Here is a 15239-nt window from a genome sequence, read left to right as displayed (position 1 = left end):
GGGCGTGGGCTGAGCCCCGACGCGCACGGCACCGTCTCGGCGCCGCCGGATCCGTCCGGCGGCGCCGAGCGCGTGTCCGGGTGCTGCCCTCCCTCGCCGCGGGGCCGGGGCCGCCGGGACCGCGTCTGCTGTGCACGGCACCGACCGGCACCGCTCTTCGGGCGGGACCGCACCGCCAGCGCCTGCACCCGGTGGGGCCGTGCCTGCCCGGGCCGTGCCTACCGGGGCCGCCGGGCGACGCTGCGCACGGCCAGGGTGGTGCACACCAGGTACGTGAGGGTGGCCGCCAGCACGACCAGCAGGGAGGCGGAGCAGGTCTGGGTGCGCTCGTGCACGAACCCGAGGACGGCCGGGGCCAGGGCGCCGAAGCCGTAGCCGACGCCCTGCACCACCGCCGAGATGCGCCCGGCCGAGGGCCCGTCGTGGGCCAGGCGCATGATGGCGACGAAGATCACCGTGATCCCGCCGCCCTGGGCCACGCCGCCGACGGCCGTCCAGGCCCACCACTGCTCCGGGGCCAGCAGCAGGCCCAGCGGCAGGAAGAGCCAGGCAACCCCCACGGCGCCGGCCACGGCCGCGGTGCCGGCGCGGCGGGCCGCCAGCGGGACCCCGAGCGCTCCGGCGATCGCGAAGACGTGGAAGAAGGAGGACGCCGCCCCGGCCTCGACCGGGGACATCCCCACGTCCTCCACGAGCAGCGTCGGCAGCCAGGCCGTGACGCCGTAGAAGGCGAACGCCTGGCCGGAGAACCCCGCCGCGAGGCCGGCGGTGGCCCAGCGCCCGCTCGCGCGCCCGGCCGGCCGCGGCGCCGCGGGGGGCTGCGGCTCCGGCACCAGGGCCCGCCGCCGCCCCACGGCCGGCAGCCAGACGAGCAGGGCCAGGACCACGGCAAGGGCCGACGACCCCAGACCGATCCGCCATCCGGTCGCCGCGGCGACCGGGGCGGTGAGCAGCGCCGCGAGCGTCGAGCCGATGTTCAGGGCCGCCGTGTAGATCCCGGTGGCCGCCGCCTGCCGGTGCACCGGGAAGTCCCGGCGGATGATCAGGGGCACGGCGATGTTGCCCACCGTGATCGCCACGCCGATCAGCACCGTGCCCACCATCGTCGCCGTGGTGTCCCCGGCCGAGCGCACCACCGTGCCGACCAGCACGCCCAGCAGCGTGAGGGTGATGGCGAACTCCACCCCGACGCGGCGGATCGTCAGCGAGGCCAGCGGGGAGGCCACCGCGAAGCAGAGCACGGGGATGCTGGTGAGCAGACCGGCTTGGGCCGCGGACAACCCCAGCTCCTCGCGCAGCTCCCCGAGCACCGGTCCCAGGGCCACGATGGGGCTGCGCAGGGTCAGGGCCAGCAGGCCGATGCAGACCATCAGCAGCCAGGCCCGCGGCGCGCCTGCCCGGTGGCCTCGGTCGGCGGGCGGCTCGGCACGGTGCATGGTCACGACTTTCGGCAGGGGGAGGTCGGCGGGAGCGGGCGCACCCCGCTCGCGAGGTCGGGCCGCCCCCGGTCCATCATCGCCCACCCGTGCCCGGACCGCGCACCGGGCCCGGTCCTGGGCGGCTTCTCGCCGTCGGCGGGGACTGCTACCGTCGGCCCATCACCCGCCGGCCCCGGGACCGACCCCACGCCGGACGGAACGCCGACACCGCTCCCGGCCACCCGTCCCACCCGTCGTTCCCGGACTGTCGTTCCCCTGTCGTTCTCACCCTGAGGAGGAGCTCGTGCCCGATCAGCACGCCATCGGCGGCGCGGGCGGCGTCGGCGCCCGCGCGGTGGTGATCCGCGGCGGGCCCGGGCTGCGCACCGAGCGGCGCACCGTCGTCGACGAGTCCGAGCGCACCATCACGGTCGACGACGGCACCCGCTTCTCCAAGGCCACCGGCCTCGCGTGGAGCCCCGCGACCCTGGACACCGCCGAGCTGGAGGCCGCCCCCGCCCGCGTGGTGACCGAGGGCCAGCCGGAGTTCGAGCAGCTGTGGGCCGACGCCGGGCTGAGCGCGTTCACCGACACCGACCACGCGGCCTACGTCGAGGGCCTCATCGCGGCCAACCGGCTCGCCCGCCGCGGGGACGTGCACGGCCACTACGACGTCGCCGCCATCATCGACGAGCTGGCCGCCATCCACCCGGACCTCGAGGCGGTGCCCGAGGACCTGTTCTGGGCCGTCGTCGACAAGCACACCCGGGACGAGGGCCGGGACCTCACGCCCTGACCTCACCGGATGGTCTCACCCCCTGACCTCACCGGATGACCTCACCGGGTGACGGCTCCGCCCCCGGACGGCCGCGGCGCGCTCGGCGTCCGGGGCACCGGGGACACCGTCGCCGGGCGCCGCCGCGTCCGGCCCTCCGGCGCCGGACGCGGCGGCGACTCCCCGCGCCGCCGCGCCCGGACCGGCGCGCCCCGCCCGGCATCGCGCCCCCTGGACCGGTCATCCAGTCGTTCACAGTGGTGAAGCACCTGGTCAGGCCCTACCGTGTGTCCACAGCACCCCGCCGGCTCTCCGCGGCCCCGACGACACGGCTCGTCGCCCCGCGCGGCCGGTGGGCGAGCAGCATGACGTGCCGAGCTGCCGACGGCCCACGAGGCCCCGGCGGCGCGCGGGCGCCGACCTGCTGCCGGCTGCCGGGCCCGGGGAGCACCCCGGGCCCGAGACACCAACGAGGAGATGCACGCCATGCCTGCTCAGACACGAAGGGCGGCGGCCGGCTCGGCGGCCGCCGCGCTCACGGGAGTCCTCCTGCTCGCCGGCCCCGCCGTCGCCGCCCCCGGGAGCGCCGCCTGCGAGGTCGCCACGGCCCGGCTCGACGCCGCACTGGCCGAGACCGGGACGGGCCCCGCCGCGGTGACCCAGCTGGAGGAGACGACCGCCGCCGTGGCCGCCTCGCAGGCCACCTACGACGCGCTCACCCGGGCCGCCGCGGGACCGGTGCTGGCCGAGCTGGAGGCCGTCGAGGCCCAGCGCGAGGCGGCGGCGCGCGCCGGGGACGCACAGGCCGCCCGGGAGGCCGGCTTGCGCATCGACGAGCTCCTGGCCGTCCTGTACCCCCTCCTGGACACCCCGGAGATCCATGCCGCCCGCCACTCCCTCGAGGCGGGGCAGGTGGCCTTCGCCACCCTGGTGAAGGCCCTCGCCCTCGACGAGGCCACCGCCGAGCGGCTGGTGGCCCTGGCGCAGGAGCGGCGTGCCGCCTGCGGCGCCGACCCGGTGACCGGTGGCCCGGTGGTCGCTCCACCGGCGCCGGCGGATCCCGGGGACCCCGCTCTTCCGGGCGCCCCCACCACGCCCGCCGGTCCCGTGGGACCCGCGACACCGGCGCCTCCGGCGGCCGGGCCGGAGAGCCCCGGGGCGATGAACCCCGGCCTGAACATGCAGACCGCCGCCGAGGAGCAGGCCGGCCTCGCCGCGGTGCCGCTCGCGGGCCCGCAGGCCGGGCTGCTCCTCCTCGGCGCCGCGGTGCCCGTGGCCGCGGCCCTGCGGAGGTGCGCCCGACGGCACCGCGCCTGAGCCCGGCCGCTGCCCGGCCTCGCACCGGGGCGAGACCCCCCGGAGACGGTGCCGGGCAGCCGCCGGCGGGATCCCGGGACGCCACGGGAGCGGAGCCGGCCGTCTTCATGTGCTTTTGTGAAGCGGTCGCCGCCGTTCCGGTCTATGCTTCTGCAAACCCCGTTGCCGGCGCGCCCCGCCCGCGTGCCGCGAACCCAGGAGTCCCCCATGCCCCGTCGTGTCCTGCTCTCCGCCGCCGCCGTGGCGTCCGTCGTCTCGCTGGTCCTCGCCCCGGCCGCCGAGGCGGCCAAGGACCGGTCGACCACCGTCGCCGGCCAGTCGAAGAAGGCCGACCAGCAGACCGGGCCGGTCTCCGAACCGGTCCCCGAGGCGTCCGCGGAGTCCCCCGTGTCGCCCTCGGCGGACCTGGCCGCCACCACGACCGTGGCGTCGTCGGAGACGACCGCCGCGCCGGCCCCGGCCGCCGAACCGCAGGTCCGGACCTGCCCGCTGCGCTTCGGCGTGGGCACCCCCGGCGGCCCGGCCGCCGCGGCCGAGCTGGCCGAGGTCGCCTCGCTCACCGGGGAGAAGCCCTCGATCGTGCTGGGCTACAAGGACTTCCGGCAGCCCGTCCCCTACTGGGAGCTCGAGCAGGCCCGTTCCGCCGGGGCCACGACGCTGCTGACCTGGGAGCCGTGGGTCTGGGGCGGGGGGCTCGACCAGCCCGCCTACGCCCTGGACCGGATCGCCGCCGGCGACCACGACGCCTACATCACCGACTGGGCCACGCGGCTGGCGGACTGGGGCGGGCCGGTGATGCTGCGCTTCGGCCACGAGATGAACGGCAACTGGTACCCGTGGGCGGAGGGCGTCAACGGCAACGGGGCCGGGGACTACGTGGCGGCCTACCGCCACGTCCACGACATCTTCACGGCCGCCGGCGCCGACAACGTGGAGTGGGTGTGGAACCCGAACGTCCCCTACTGGGGCTCCACCCCGCTGGACGGGCTCTACCCCGGCTCCGGCTACGTCGACACCGTCGCCCTGGACGGCTACAACTGGGGCACCTCGCAGAGCTGGTCGAGCTGGCAGCAGCCCTGGGAGCTCTTCGGCTGGGGCCTGTCGGAGATGCGCCGGCTGGCGCCGGGCAAGGAGATCATCGTCGCCGAGACCGCCTCCGCGGAGGCCGGGGGCTCCAAGGCGGAGTGGAACGCGCACCTGGTGTACTACCTGGCCGACCAGCCGGACGTGACCGGCCTGGTGTGGTTCCACTACGACAAGGAGGTCGACTGGCGGATCAGCTCCTCGGCCTCCTCCGCCGCCGCCCTGTCGCACCAGCTCGCCGAGCGCCCCTGCCCGTGACCGGCCAATCCGCCACGGCCGGGCCCACGGGCCGGGCCGCGGCGCGGAGGCCCTCGGTCCGGTCGGCCCGTGCCGCGAGGCGGGCGTACGGCCCGCCCGCGGCCCGCAGCTGCGCGGGGGTGCCGCGCTCGACGACGCGGCCGGCGTCGAGCACGACCACCTGGTCGGCGTTCTCCACGGTGGAGAGCCGGTGGGCGATGGTCAGGGTGGTCCGGCCGGCCGCCAGACGGTCCAGGGCGGCCTGGACCTGCGCCTCCGTGGTGTTGTCCAGCGCGCTGGTGGCCTCGTCGAGGACGAGCACCGGTGGATCGCGCAGCACGGTGCGGGCGATCGCCAGGCGCTGCTGCTCGCCGCCGGAGAAGCGGTGGCCCCGGGCGCCGACCAGCGTGTCCAGCCCGTCCGGCAGCCCGGCCACGGTGTCGGCGATGCGTGCGGCGCCGAGGGCCCGCCACAGGTCGGCGTCGGAGGCGTCCGGCTCGGCCAGCAGCAGGTTCTCGCGGACCGTGGCGTGGAGCAGATAGGTCTCCTGGGACACGACCCCGACGACGCGCGCGAGCTCCGCCGGGTCGACGTCCCGCACGTCGGTGCCGTCGATGCTCACGCGCCCGTGCGTGACGTCGTTGAGCCGCGGCAGCAGGGAGCCCAGCGTGCTCTTGCCCGAACCGGTGGCTCCGACCACGGCGGTGGTGGTGCCTGCGGCCAGCACCAGGTCGACGTCGTGCAGCACCTCGACCCCGTCGTCGTAGGCGAAGCGGACGCCCTCGAGCCGCACCTCGCCGCGCACCGTGCTCGGGTCCAGCCGGACGGGCGCGCCGGGCGCCGAGATCTGCGGCACGAGGTCGAGGTACTCGAAGATCCGGCTGAAGAAGGCCAGCGCGGCCACCCACTGCACACCGATGTTCAGCAGGCCCATCAGGGGCCGGAAGACCGCCCCCTGCAGGGCGGTGAAGGCCACCAGGGTGCCGATGCTCATCCCGGCACCGGTGGCCGGGAACCCGGCGGCGAGGTAGACGACGGCCGGGATCGCCGCGAAGACGATCTGCATGGTGGCCATCCGCCAGCGGCCGGCCAGCTGGCTGCGCAGCTCCAGGTGCACGAGCCGGTCGGAGCGGGCGGCGAAGCGGGTCGCGTCCCGCGCGGTGGTGCCCAGGGTCTTGGCCAGCCGGACCCCGGAGACGGACAGGCCCTCCTCGACCTGGGTGTGCAGCAGGGCGAGCTCGTGCTGGCGTTCGTCGGTGACCTCGCGGCGGATCAGCGCCACGCGCCGGGCCAGCCAGACGGCCGGCGGCAGGACCACCAGTGAGATCAGGCTCATCGCCGGGGACAGCGCGATCATCGCCGCGGCCGTGGCCACGGTGGTCGTGAGGTTCGACGCCACCCCGGTGGCCGAGGTGGTGACCACTGACTGCATGCCGGAGATGTCGTGCGTGAGCCGCGACTGCACCTCCCCGCCCCGGGTCCGGGTGAAGAAGCTGAGCGACTGCGCCTGGAGGTGGGTGAAGAGGTCCACGCGCAGGGCGTGCATCACCTGCTGGCCCATGGCGGTGGCCAGCCAGGTCTGGACCACGCCCAGCACGGCGGTCAGGGCGGCCACTCCGACCATCGCGGCGGTCAGCAGGAGGAGCAGGCGCGTGTCCCCGCGGGGCAGGGCCTCGTCGATGACGCCGCGGACCAGGAACGGCTGGGCGAGGTTGATCACCGAGGCCGCGGTGATGAGGACGACGACCACGCCGATCGTCCCGCGGTGCGGGGCGAACAGGGCCGCGATGCGCCGCCGGCTCACGGGACGGCGGGCCAGCTGCGCCTGGTCGGCGGGATCGGCCCGGGCGGCCCGGCCCGCGCCGCCGCCGAGGGGCACCGCGCCGGGCGGCCCGGCGCCCCCGGAGCCGCCCCCGGAGCCGTGGCCATCGGTGTGGCCGGAGCCGTGACCGGTGGCGCGCCCGCGCGCGGGACCGTGGGTGATGGTCATGGGATCCTCCTCCGCCAATATTGTGGAGGTTACCTCTCTATGAGGTTACCGGCAAGGCCGGTAGGATGAGGCCATGCCCCACTCCGACCCGGACTCCCTCGACGAGCTCCTGCTCGGCGCCTTCCGCCGGCTCCGCCGCCGGTGGGCGTCCCAGCTGGCGCCGTTCGGCCTCACCCCGCACCAGTTCCGGGCGCTCGACGCGCTCGCCGGGCCCGCGGGCTCCCGCGGCTCCGCGAGCACCGGGACGTGCGGCGGCGGGGCCACGGGACGGCGTGTGAAGGACCTGGCCGAGGCGCTGCGCATCGCCCCGCGCTCGGCCACCGAGGTCGTGGACCTGCTGCAGGAGAAGGGGCTCGTGGAGCGGGTCGCGGACCGCACCGACCGGCGCGCCACCCTCGTCTCCCTGACGCCGCGCGGCACGGCCCTGCGCGGACGGGTCCGCGAGGCCCGGCGCCGGGAGTCCGACGAGTACTTCTCCCGGCTCGCCCCGGAGGACAGGGCCGAGCTGGAGCGGCTGCTCCGTCTGCTGGCAGCGGACGACCCCGGGTGCACGCCCCGGAACCGGGAGGGGACGCCTAGGATCGGGAGCACCACCGTCGAGGACAGGAGCGTCACCATGACCGCCCAGCAGCCCGAGGACCGCGGCGAGGCCTTCGCCGAGCAGCAGCAGGAGGACCTGCACGTCGTGGACGACGACGCGCTGACCGACGCGACCACCGCCGACAACCGGCGCCTGGACGCCGATCCGGCCGAGGGCGGACCCGTCCCGACCGAGGACGTCCAGGCACGGACCGGGTCCCCGGCCGACAACCAGTGACCGCGGCGCCTGCGGCCGCAGGAGCACCACCGTCGCGGTGAGCGCCCATGAGGGCAGTCCCAGGAGGCATCCGTGTCGCAGTCATCCTCCGCCCGAGGCCGGGACGAGCCCGGAGGACGAGACCTGGACGATGAGATCCGGGCTCTGATCGCCGGCTACCAGGAGCTGCACAAGGACGACGAGCGGGTGCGCCGCATCGGCCGGCGCACCTACACCGGCCGTCCCGCCGCCGACGGCGCGGCCGAGGACCGGATCCTCGAGGTCCGGGAGGAGGACATCGCTCCGGCGCTGCAGCACCAGGACCTGCGCAGGGTCTCCGCCGGGATGCTGCGCACCGAGGCGGACATGGCCGCCTACGCCGCCCGCTTCGCCCAGCGCAGCACGCCGCGCGACCCGGCGGGGAAGGACCTCGAGCGGCAGGCCCACGCGGTCGACGCCGCGGGCACGCACTGGCTGCTGATGGTCGGGCAGAACCGGGACCACGGCCTGGTGGCCTGCCGGTTCGTGCGCGAGAAAGGCATCCCGCACGCCCGGATCGTGTCCTTCACCGCCGCACGGCTGCCGCTGCCCGTCCTGGTCGTGGAGCTGGACCCGCAGGCCCGGTCCTGACCGCCCGGACCGGCGGCCGGTCCGCGGCGCTCATCCGCCCGGGTCGCCTCGCGGCGGCGCGGTGGCGCCGGGTTCACGTCGTCGCGCGGGCATCCTGCCCGGAACGGTTCCCCCGCGACGCCATGAGCCGGTCCACGACCAGGGCGAGGACGGCGGCGAACACGGAGATCAGCACCACGGCCCCCGCCGCGGCGAGCAGCCCGGAGACCGCCAGCCACGGGGTCACGGCGGCCACCACCCACACCAGCACGGCGTTGACCGCCAGGGTGAGCAGGCCCAGGAGCAGCACCGAGCCCGGCTGCGGCATCCGCGCGGTGAGCAGGGGCACCAGCGCGTTGACCAGTCCGATCAGCAGGGCCACCAGCAGGTGCGCGAACACGCCGCCGGTCAGGGTCACCCCGGGGAGGATCCAGGCCGCCAGCTCCACGGCCCCGGCCAGGACGACCCAGCGGATGAGAACGGACGTGATCATGGCGCACTCCTCGGTCGGTCCGGTCGCGACACCTCCAGTGTGCGGCGGCGAGGGCGGGGGCGGATCACCCGCGCGGGGTGATGCGCGCCCGGCCCCGTCCGCGGAACCTGGAACGGACCCGCGGTGGCCGTGGGCCGCCGAACGACGTGGAGGGTTCGATGAGCTTCTGGGACTTCCTGTGGCTGCTGCTGATCTGGACACCGCTGGCGGTGCTCTGGGGCGTGGCCCTGGCGGACATCTTCCGGCGCGACGACATCTCCGGCGGGCCCAAGGTGCTGTGGACGATCCTCGTTCTGCTGCTGCCCCTGCTGGGCACGCTGATCTACCTGATGACGCGCTCGGCCGGCAGCGCGGAAGAGGCGCGCGCCGCGACCGACCGGGCCCGCGTCGAGCCGGCGCCGCCCACCAGCGCCCAGCAGCTGACGATGCTCGCGGACCTGCGCGACCGCGGCGTCCTCACCCCGGAGGAGTTCGCCGCCGAGAAGTCGCAGCTGCTGGGCCCCCGTGCGGCGCCCGGGGACGACCGGGCCGCAGCGCGGGTCCCGGAGGACTCCGCAGCCCGCCCCGCGGCGCCCGCGGCCTGAGCCCCGCCGGACGCCGCCGGGGTCCGGGCGGTCACCCGGAGCGGAACCGGCGCGTCGGCGGGGCCGGGCTCGCCCCGTGCGTGGGATGTCCCCGCAGGGAGGTCGCGCAGGCGACGCCCGCGGCGGTTCCCTTGCCGAGTGCGATGGGCACCAGCTGCAGTCCCGCGGTGATGTCCCCCGCGGCGTAGACCCCCTCGACGCTGGTGAGCTGGAAGCCGTTGACGACGATCCCGCCCTCGTGGTCGAGCTCGCAGCCCAGCTCGAGGGCGAGCTCGTGGGTGGGGTGGTGGGCGTAGGAGAAGAAGACCTTGTCCCCCTCCACCAGCTCGCCACCGGCCAGCTGCACCCCCACCAGGGCCCCGGGCTCCCCGACCAGCGCCTCGGCCACCCCGTCCACGACCTCGGCCCCGTGGTCGGCCAGCGCCGCCCGCTGGTCCTCCCCGAAGCACGGGTCGGCGGTGTCGGTGACGATCCGGACCGTGTCGGCCCAGTCGAGCAGCTCCGCGGCGTAGGCGGGGACCTGGTCGCCGGAGCCGAGCACGATCACCACCTGGTCCTGCGCCGTGGGCCCGTCGCAGGCCGGGCAGTGGTGCACGTCCGTGCCGTAGTGGTCCTGGATGCCGTCGAGTTCCGGGAGCCGGTCACGGACCCCCGTGGCCAGCACGACCCGCAGCGCGGAGACCTCCACGCCGTCCACGACGGCGCAGAACCGTCCCGCCTCGTCCTTGCGGACGGAGCTGACCGTTCCGTGGTGGAGGACCACCTCGGGGTACTGCTCCAGGCCGGCCCGCGCCTCGGCCAGCAGCTCGTGCGGGGTGGTCGGGTCCCGGCCCAGCAGACCGTGGGCGCGGTCCGCGGGCAGGTTGCGCTGCTGACCGGCGTCGACGACCAGGGTCGAACGGCGGTAGCGGCCCAACCAGGTGGCCGCCGACAGACCGGCAGGCCCGCCGCCGACCACCAGCACGTCGACGGCAGGAGGCAGCTCTGGGGTCATGGTTCCTCTTTCCCGGCTCGGGACGGGCACGGCATCGCCCGTCCGGGTCCACCCTACGGAACCGCCCCGGGTCGCCGGCATGCCCGTGCGGTATCGGGACAGCCCCGGGCCGGGAGGGGCCGGTTCCCGGGCACCGGCTCAGCCGGCCGGCGGAGCCGGCGGCGCACCCGCCGGGGCTCCGGCCGTGCCCCCACCGGTGGGGGTCGTGGTGGTGTCCACCCCCGCGGTCAGGGTGACCGCGTAGCCGCTGGAGGCGCTGCCGGTGACCGCCCCCAGCTGGCCGGCCCCGCCGTCGGCGAGGTTGGCGAGGTCGGCGACGGTCAGCTCCAGCGTCATGGGCACTCCCTGCGCGGTCCCGCCGGCGTTCCCGAAGCTGGAGCGGAGGTCGCTGCGCACGATCCCGCTCTGCTCCAGCACGTCCGTGCCGTTGGACCCGTTTCCCGGATAAGGGCCGGCTGAGCGACGTCTCGTGCTGGGGGTGCGTGTCCATGGGTCCTCCATCGGTGTGGCCGGGTACGGGCCACCACGCTCGGAAACGCTGCTGTGCCCGCACTGGGCCGGATGCCGCTCTCCGCTGTGCGGAGCCATGGACGCCACGGGACCGGATCCCCTCGGGCCGGCGGGGTCCGGGGAGCCGCCGGGACTCCCGCGCCGGTCAGGCGCGGTGGCCGGGGCGGTGCCACTCGCTGGGGGCCACGAGCTCGAGGGCGGGTTCGAGGACCTCCACCTCACCGGCTGAGATCAGGGCGCCGGGGCTGTGCCCGTCGGCCTCGCAGCGCACCAGCACCACCATGCCCAGCTCGGCCGGCGCGTAGGGGGCGCACAGCACGATCTCCCCTGCGCGCAGCCCCAGTCCCGGCCGGTCGGCGAGCACCCGGCACCGCGACAGACTGGACACGTCGACCGCCGGCGTGGGCTCGACGGACACTCCGACCCCGATGCCCGGAGAGATCCGCACGGGCTCGGTGCCGGAGGGCATGAACTCCGGATCGGCAACACTCATCAGGTGGACCTCCAGATCGTCGAACGCACCGGGGCCATCAGGTCCCGGCGCCGGGCGGGGTGCTCGACGACGCTGTCCCTCCCAGGATAGGAGCCCGCGCAGCGAACAGGAAGCAGGCTGTGGAACCTTTCACCCGGTGTTCACCGGACCACGCCGGTGACCCTGCCCGGCGCACACCGGTCCACCGGGTGCGTGCGGCTGTGCCCAGAAGTGGGGCTGCCACGGCGTCGGGCGCCCGCGTAGTCTCGGCGGTGTCGGCGAGCCGCTCGCACACCGTGGACGGAGTCCACGCGGAGCGGCCCGACGAGGCAGGCCACGTCGGGGGGCGTGGGCCTGCCGCAACGCAGCGCCCTTCCAGCGGCGCGCGTCGCCCGTGGCGGCCCCGCCCTGCGGCCGGGCCGCCACGGAGCCGCCCGGTCCGGCGAGCGCCGGGACACGCGGGGCTCATGCGTCCTCGGCGCTGCGGGCTCAGGAGCCCGCGGAGGCGATCGCGGGGTCCTCGGTCAGCTCCCGGGCGATCCGCCGGGCGATCTGCGTCGTCGATCCGTGCGCGCCGGCGTGTCCCACGGGGATCCGCAGGGCTGCTCCCCTCTCCGGTGTGCGTCCAGGGCAGGCCGGTGGGCCGCCGGCCGTCCCGGGGCCGGCCCCAGCAGGACGCTCACCGCGGGTGCAACCGCGTCCGTCCCCGCCGGCACCGAGGCGGCCTCCGGGAGTGGCTGCCCTCCAGGAGATCGCATGGACCGGTCCCCGCGGGTGCGCGGACGCGTACAGTTCCGTCCATGGCGACGTCACTCTACGAGTGGATGACCGTGGAGGAGGCGGCCGACGCCCTCCACCGGTACCTCGCCGAGCGGGCCCCCGCGCTGGATCGCCTGCGCGAGGCCCTGGCCCGCCACGGCCGGGACCCGAAAAGGGTCCTGAACGGTTCCCCGGAGTCCGTGGCACCGCTGTGGCAGTGGCTCAACACCCGCTTCGACCAGCTCGGCGTCGCCGAGCAGACCTTGGAGGAGGACCCGACGCGGGGCACCTGGCCCAGCTGGGCCCGTCACGGGAAGCTCGTCGACCCGCATCCGCCGGCCGAGACCATCGCGCTGGTCGACGGGTTCGTCACCTACCTCGGGGAACTGCTCACGGCCGCGGTGCCCGGCGCGCGGTGGCAGGCCGGTGAGCACCGCATCGCCCACCACCCTCTGCTGAACTATCCCGTGCTCGCGGCCGGGCGCCACCAGGTCTTCCTGCCGGCCATGCCGCTCTACAGCGCCTACCAGTCCGCCCACGGCCGCGACCCGATGAGCGGGGCCGAGATGCTCGGGCACGTGCACCGGACGATCGCCGCACTGCGCGGTGAGAGCCCGGCGGCCGCCACGGCCGGGGAGCCGCTGGTGAACGTGGTGGCCGAGGTCGGCTGCTTCGACGTCGGACTGCGCGCCGATCTCGTCGAGCAGCACCCCGAGGTGGTGGAGCGGCTGGTCGCCGAGCTGGCCGACCGGGACGGCGTCGTCTCGGTCCACCGGTACGGACCCCACGCCCTGGTCGTCGACGTCCCGGACTGGGACGAGCTGCGGCTGCAGCTGTGGCTGACCGTGTGGCTGGAGCGCGCCCTGTCCCGGTGAGCACGGACGGTCGGGATGCCGGTGAACACTCAGCCGCGCCCGAGGCACCGGCCAGGCTGGGGTGCCACGATCGGCGTGCGCCGCAGATCGTGACGCACAGCACCCCCCGGAGGACCATGAGCGCCCCCGCACCGACCCCCGTTCCCGCCCGCCGCACCGGCTCCCGCCGGGCCGCCGGGCCCGAGCACCGCGGCACGGCCCGGCCTGCGCTGCCCGGCATCGGCGTCGGCACGGACCCGCAGATCCGGCCCACCGCCCCGGCCACACCCCTCTCGCGCTACCGGGTGCGCACCGACCGGCCCGGACTGAACCTGCGCGCCGGCGAGATCGTGCTGTGCGCCGTCTACGAACCGGCGTCCCTGGGCATGGTGGTGCTGGTGCGGTGCGAGTCCGACGGCCACGCCCCCGGCGCCCTGCTGCCGGTGCGCGAGCTCGAGCTCATCGAGCACACCGGGACGGTCGCGGGGCTGGTCGCCTGGTCCGCCCCGGGAGTCCGCGGCTGAGCGCTGCGCCGGGGAAAGGTCAGGGGCGCCCGGGCAGGTGCCCGGCCCGGGCCGGGGAAGCACGTGCCGTCACCGCCCTGACGGTCGTCGACCTCGCCGCGTCAGGTGTCAGCCGCCGGTTCGGCGCAGCCAGCAACCCGCCGTCACCGTCCGGTGACGGCCGGGACCGTCGCCTGCCCCGGGTCTGGACTGGCGTCCATGACGGTCCTGGACGTGGGTCGCATCGTGGTGGCAATGGCGCTGCTGGTCTCGGGCGGGGAACTGCTGGTGCGCGGGGCCTCCGCGCTGGCCGCCCGCGTGGGCCTCTCGGCCCTGGTCATCGGGCTGACCGTGGTCTCCTTCGCCACCTCGGCCCCCGAGCTGACCGTGACCGTCAGCTCGGTCCTGGGCGGGGAACCGGGACTGGCGCCGGGCAACGTGGTGGGCAGCAGCATCGCCAACGTGCTGCTCGTGCTGGGGATGAGCGCCCTGCTGGCACCGCTGGCGGTCACCCTTCAGCTCCTGCGCTTCGACCTGCCCCTGCTGGTGCTGGTGTCCGCGGCCCTGCTGCTCGTCGCCCTGGACGGCCGGGTCGACGGCGTGGACGGTGCACTCCTGTTCGCGGCGGTGGTCGTCCACGGTGTGCTGACCGTGCTGCTCGGTCGCCGGGACGCCGCATCGCCCGCAGCCCCGCACGGCCCGCCGACGGACCGGCCGCCCGCCGACCCGGCAGCCGGGCCGGCGCCGGGGGCCTCGGTCGTCCTCTCGCTGACCCTGGTCGCGGTGGGGGTCGGTCTGCTGGTGGTCGGGGCCACGGTCCTCGTCGACGGAGCGGTCAGCATCGCCGCGGCCCTGGGGGTCAGCGGCCTCGTCATCGGACTCACGGTGGTCGCGGTGGGGACGTCCCTGCCCGAGCTGGCAACCTCGGTCATCGCGGTGCGCCGCGGGCAACGGGACCTCGCCGTGGGCAACGTGGTGGGCAGCTGCCTGCTGAATCTCGGGCTGGTGCTCGGGTGCCGGCGATGCTGTTCGCCGGCGGACTGCCCGTGCCGGCGGCGGCGGTGGCCCTGGACATCCCGGTGATGCTCGCGGCCGCGGTGGCGCTGCTGCCCATCGCGTTCACCGGATTCGCCGTGGCCCGGTAGGAGGGCGGCCTGTTCCTGCTCCTGTACCTGGTCTACTCCGGGTACGTGGTGCTGGAGGCCGCCGAGCACGATGCCCTGGAGGGTTTCACCGCCGTGCCGGTGTCGTTCGTGCTGCCCCTGCTCGTGCTGACCCTGGTGGCGGTGTCCGCCCACGAGCTGGGCCGGCGCCGCGGGCGCCGGCCGCTCGACCGGCTCGCCGACACCTACGAGCAGCTCGGCTACGGCGCGGAGAACGGCACCTGGCGCTGCGCCATCTCTCCGGCGCGCACGAGCTGCGCCACGGCACCGGCGGCACCCCGGCAAGCACCGTCGGGGCCGACGTGCTGGCCCAGCTCACCCCCGACCAGCTCTTCGACGCGCTCGCCGTGCGCGTCGACGGCCCACGCTGCTGGCACGAGCACCTCGTCCTGGAGCTCGACCTCACCGACACCGGCGCCCGGTACCGGCTGGAGCTGCGCAACGGCGTGCTCACCCACACGGTCGCCGCGCCGGGGGCCCGCGCCGACGCGGTCCTGCACCTGCCCGCCGCGGCCCTGCCGCGCATCGCCGGCACCGTCGCGGACCCGGCCGCACTCACCGCCGCGGGCGTCGTGGTCGACGGCGACGTCGGCGCCGTCGGGCGGCTGCTGGCCGCGCTCGAGGCCCCCGATCCGGGGTTCGCCATCGTCACCCCGTGAGGACCGGCCCCGGCTCCCCGGGC

General features: G+C 75.9%; 16 protein-coding genes. 10 read left to right on the top strand and 6 right to left on the bottom strand.

Annotated features, from left to right (window positions below; genetic code table 11):
• Window positions 1-218: 218 nt before the first annotated feature.
• Window positions 219-1436, bottom strand: coding sequence for an MFS transporter (locus AYX06_RS02220; protein ID WP_062736831.1), 1218 nt, complete (start codon window positions 1434-1436; stop codon window positions 219-221).
• 286 nt (window positions 1437-1722) lie between these two features.
• On the opposite strand from AYX06_RS02220, the gene AYX06_RS02215 reads away from it, so the two are divergent.
• The 3 genes from AYX06_RS02215 to AYX06_RS02205 all read left to right on the top strand — a co-directional run bounded on the left by AYX06_RS02215 (window position 1723) and on the right by AYX06_RS02205 (window position 4851).
• Complete coding sequence (locus tag AYX06_RS02215) at window positions 1723-2214, top strand: hypothetical protein (protein WP_062734036.1); 492 nt, start codon at window positions 1723-1725, stop codon at window positions 2212-2214.
• A gap of 465 nt (window positions 2215-2679) precedes the next feature.
• Window positions 2680-3510 (top strand): hypothetical protein, encoded by an 831-nt coding sequence (locus AYX06_RS02210; protein ID WP_062734033.1) that lies wholly within the window; start codon window positions 2680-2682, stop codon window positions 3508-3510.
• Between the two features lie 207 nt (window positions 3511-3717).
• Window positions 3718-4851 carry a glycoside hydrolase family 26 protein gene (locus AYX06_RS02205; protein ID WP_062734030.1) on the top strand — a complete coding sequence of 378 codons (1134 nt, stop codon included), beginning with the start codon at window positions 3718-3720 and terminating at the stop codon, window positions 4849-4851.
• Here AYX06_RS02205 and AYX06_RS02200 read toward each other — a convergent pair.
• Entirely contained in the window at window positions 4787-6820 is a 2034-nt protein-coding gene (locus AYX06_RS02200) for an ABC transporter ATP-binding protein (RefSeq protein ID WP_084271405.1), read from the bottom strand. The genes AYX06_RS02205 and AYX06_RS02200 overlap by 65 nt on opposite strands.
• Before the next feature lie 73 nt (window positions 6821-6893).
• On the opposite strand from AYX06_RS02200, the gene AYX06_RS19105 reads away from it, so the two are divergent.
• A complete protein-coding gene (locus AYX06_RS19105; protein ID WP_084271404.1) occupies window positions 6894-7637 on the top strand; it encodes a MarR family winged helix-turn-helix transcriptional regulator in 744 nt (247 codons plus the stop codon).
• A 72-nt stretch (window positions 7638-7709) separates the two neighbouring features.
• On the top strand, window positions 7710-8246 hold the full coding sequence (locus tag AYX06_RS02190; protein WP_062734028.1) for a hypothetical protein: 537 nt from the start codon (window positions 7710-7712) through the stop codon (window positions 8244-8246).
• A gap of 73 nt (window positions 8247-8319) precedes the next feature.
• Here AYX06_RS02190 and AYX06_RS02185 read toward each other — a convergent pair whose 3' ends face one another.
• Window positions 8320-8718, bottom strand: a complete 399-nt coding sequence (locus AYX06_RS02185; RefSeq protein ID WP_062734025.1) for a phage holin family protein — start codon at window positions 8716-8718, stop codon at window positions 8320-8322.
• Between the two features lie 158 nt (window positions 8719-8876).
• Between AYX06_RS02185 and AYX06_RS02180 the strand changes: the two genes are divergently transcribed.
• A complete protein-coding gene (locus AYX06_RS02180; protein WP_062734023.1) occupies window positions 8877-9302 on the top strand; it encodes an SHOCT domain-containing protein in 426 nt (141 codons plus the stop codon).
• Window positions 9303-9333: 31 nt separating this feature from the next.
• Here the strand turns inward: AYX06_RS02180 and AYX06_RS02175 are convergent, their stop codons facing one another.
• The 3 genes from AYX06_RS02175 to AYX06_RS02165 form a co-directional block, all read right to left on the bottom strand.
• Entirely contained in the window at window positions 9334-10296 is a 963-nt protein-coding gene (locus AYX06_RS02175) for an NAD(P)/FAD-dependent oxidoreductase (RefSeq protein WP_062734021.1), read from the bottom strand.
• A 138-nt stretch (window positions 10297-10434) separates the two neighbouring features.
• Window positions 10435-10713 (bottom strand): peptidase associated/transthyretin-like domain-containing protein, encoded by a 279-nt coding sequence (locus tag AYX06_RS02170; RefSeq protein WP_062734018.1) that lies wholly within the window; start codon window positions 10711-10713, stop codon window positions 10435-10437.
• A 238-nt stretch (window positions 10714-10951) separates the two neighbouring features.
• On the bottom strand, window positions 10952-11299 hold the full coding sequence (locus AYX06_RS02165; protein WP_062734016.1) for a hypothetical protein: 348 nt from the start codon (window positions 11297-11299) through the stop codon (window positions 10952-10954).
• Between the two features lie 779 nt (window positions 11300-12078).
• On the opposite strand from AYX06_RS02165, the gene AYX06_RS02160 reads away from it, so the two are divergent.
• The 4 genes from AYX06_RS02160 (at window position 12079) to AYX06_RS20835 (ending at window position 15216) form a co-directional block, all read left to right on the top strand.
• On the top strand, window positions 12079-12912 hold the full coding sequence (locus AYX06_RS02160) for a hypothetical protein (protein WP_062734014.1): 834 nt from the start codon (window positions 12079-12081) through the stop codon (window positions 12910-12912).
• A gap of 116 nt (window positions 12913-13028) precedes the next feature.
• Window positions 13029-13415 (top strand): hypothetical protein, encoded by a 387-nt coding sequence (locus AYX06_RS02155; RefSeq protein ID WP_062734011.1) that lies wholly within the window; start codon window positions 13029-13031, stop codon window positions 13413-13415.
• A gap of 198 nt (window positions 13416-13613) precedes the next feature.
• Entirely contained in the window at window positions 13614-14477 is an 864-nt protein-coding gene (locus AYX06_RS02150; protein ID WP_232319373.1) for a calcium/sodium antiporter, read from the top strand.
• Entirely contained in the window at window positions 14389-15216 is an 828-nt protein-coding gene (locus AYX06_RS20835; RefSeq protein WP_330999247.1) for an alkyl sulfatase C-terminal domain-containing protein, read from the top strand. The genes AYX06_RS02150 and AYX06_RS20835 overlap by 89 nt, the downstream gene beginning before the upstream one ends.
• Window positions 15217-15239: the final 23 nt, after the last annotated feature.

The organism is Kocuria turfanensis, assembly GCF_001580365.1.
Lineage (GTDB): Bacteria > Actinomycetota > Actinomycetes > Actinomycetales > Micrococcaceae > Kocuria > Kocuria turfanensis.
Note: the sequence above shows the minus strand (reverse complement) of the source record. Positions and strands in the feature narration are given on the sequence as shown.

What these genes read in the sequence shown, in the direction of transcription:
- AYX06_RS02155 (WP_062734011.1), top strand. Translation starts at nt 13,029, where the DNA reads ATGAGCGCCCCCGCACCGACCCCCGTTCCCGCCCGCCGCACCGGCTCC.
- AYX06_RS02160 (WP_062734014.1), top strand. Translation starts at nt 12,079, where the DNA reads ATGGCGACGTCACTCTACGAGTGGATGACCGTGGAGGAGGCGGCCGAC.
- AYX06_RS02220 (WP_062736831.1), bottom strand. Translation starts at nt 1,436, where the DNA reads ATGCACCGTGCCGAGCCGCCCGCCGACCGAGGCCACCGGGCAGGCGCG.
- AYX06_RS19105 (WP_084271404.1), top strand. Translation starts at nt 6,894, where the DNA reads ATGCCCCACTCCGACCCGGACTCCCTCGACGAGCTCCTGCTCGGCGCC.
- AYX06_RS02205 (WP_062734030.1), top strand. Translation starts at nt 3,718, where the DNA reads ATGCCCCGTCGTGTCCTGCTCTCCGCCGCCGCCGTGGCGTCCGTCGTC.
- AYX06_RS02180 (WP_062734023.1), top strand. Translation starts at nt 8,877, where the DNA reads ATGAGCTTCTGGGACTTCCTGTGGCTGCTGCTGATCTGGACACCGCTG.
- AYX06_RS02175 (WP_062734021.1), bottom strand. Translation starts at nt 10,296, where the DNA reads ATGACCCCAGAGCTGCCTCCTGCCGTCGACGTGCTGGTGGTCGGCGGC.
- AYX06_RS02150 (WP_232319373.1), top strand. Translation starts at nt 13,614, where the DNA reads ATGACGGTCCTGGACGTGGGTCGCATCGTGGTGGCAATGGCGCTGCTG.
- AYX06_RS02200 (WP_084271405.1), bottom strand. Translation starts at nt 6,820, where the DNA reads ATGACCATCACCCACGGTCCCGCGCGCGGGCGCGCCACCGGTCACGGC.
- AYX06_RS02165 (WP_062734016.1), bottom strand. Translation starts at nt 11,299, where the DNA reads ATGAGTGTTGCCGATCCGGAGTTCATGCCCTCCGGCACCGAGCCCGTG.
- AYX06_RS02185 (WP_062734025.1), bottom strand. Translation starts at nt 8,718, where the DNA reads ATGATCACGTCCGTTCTCATCCGCTGGGTCGTCCTGGCCGGGGCCGTG.
- AYX06_RS02210 (WP_062734033.1), top strand. Translation starts at nt 2,680, where the DNA reads ATGCCTGCTCAGACACGAAGGGCGGCGGCCGGCTCGGCGGCCGCCGCG.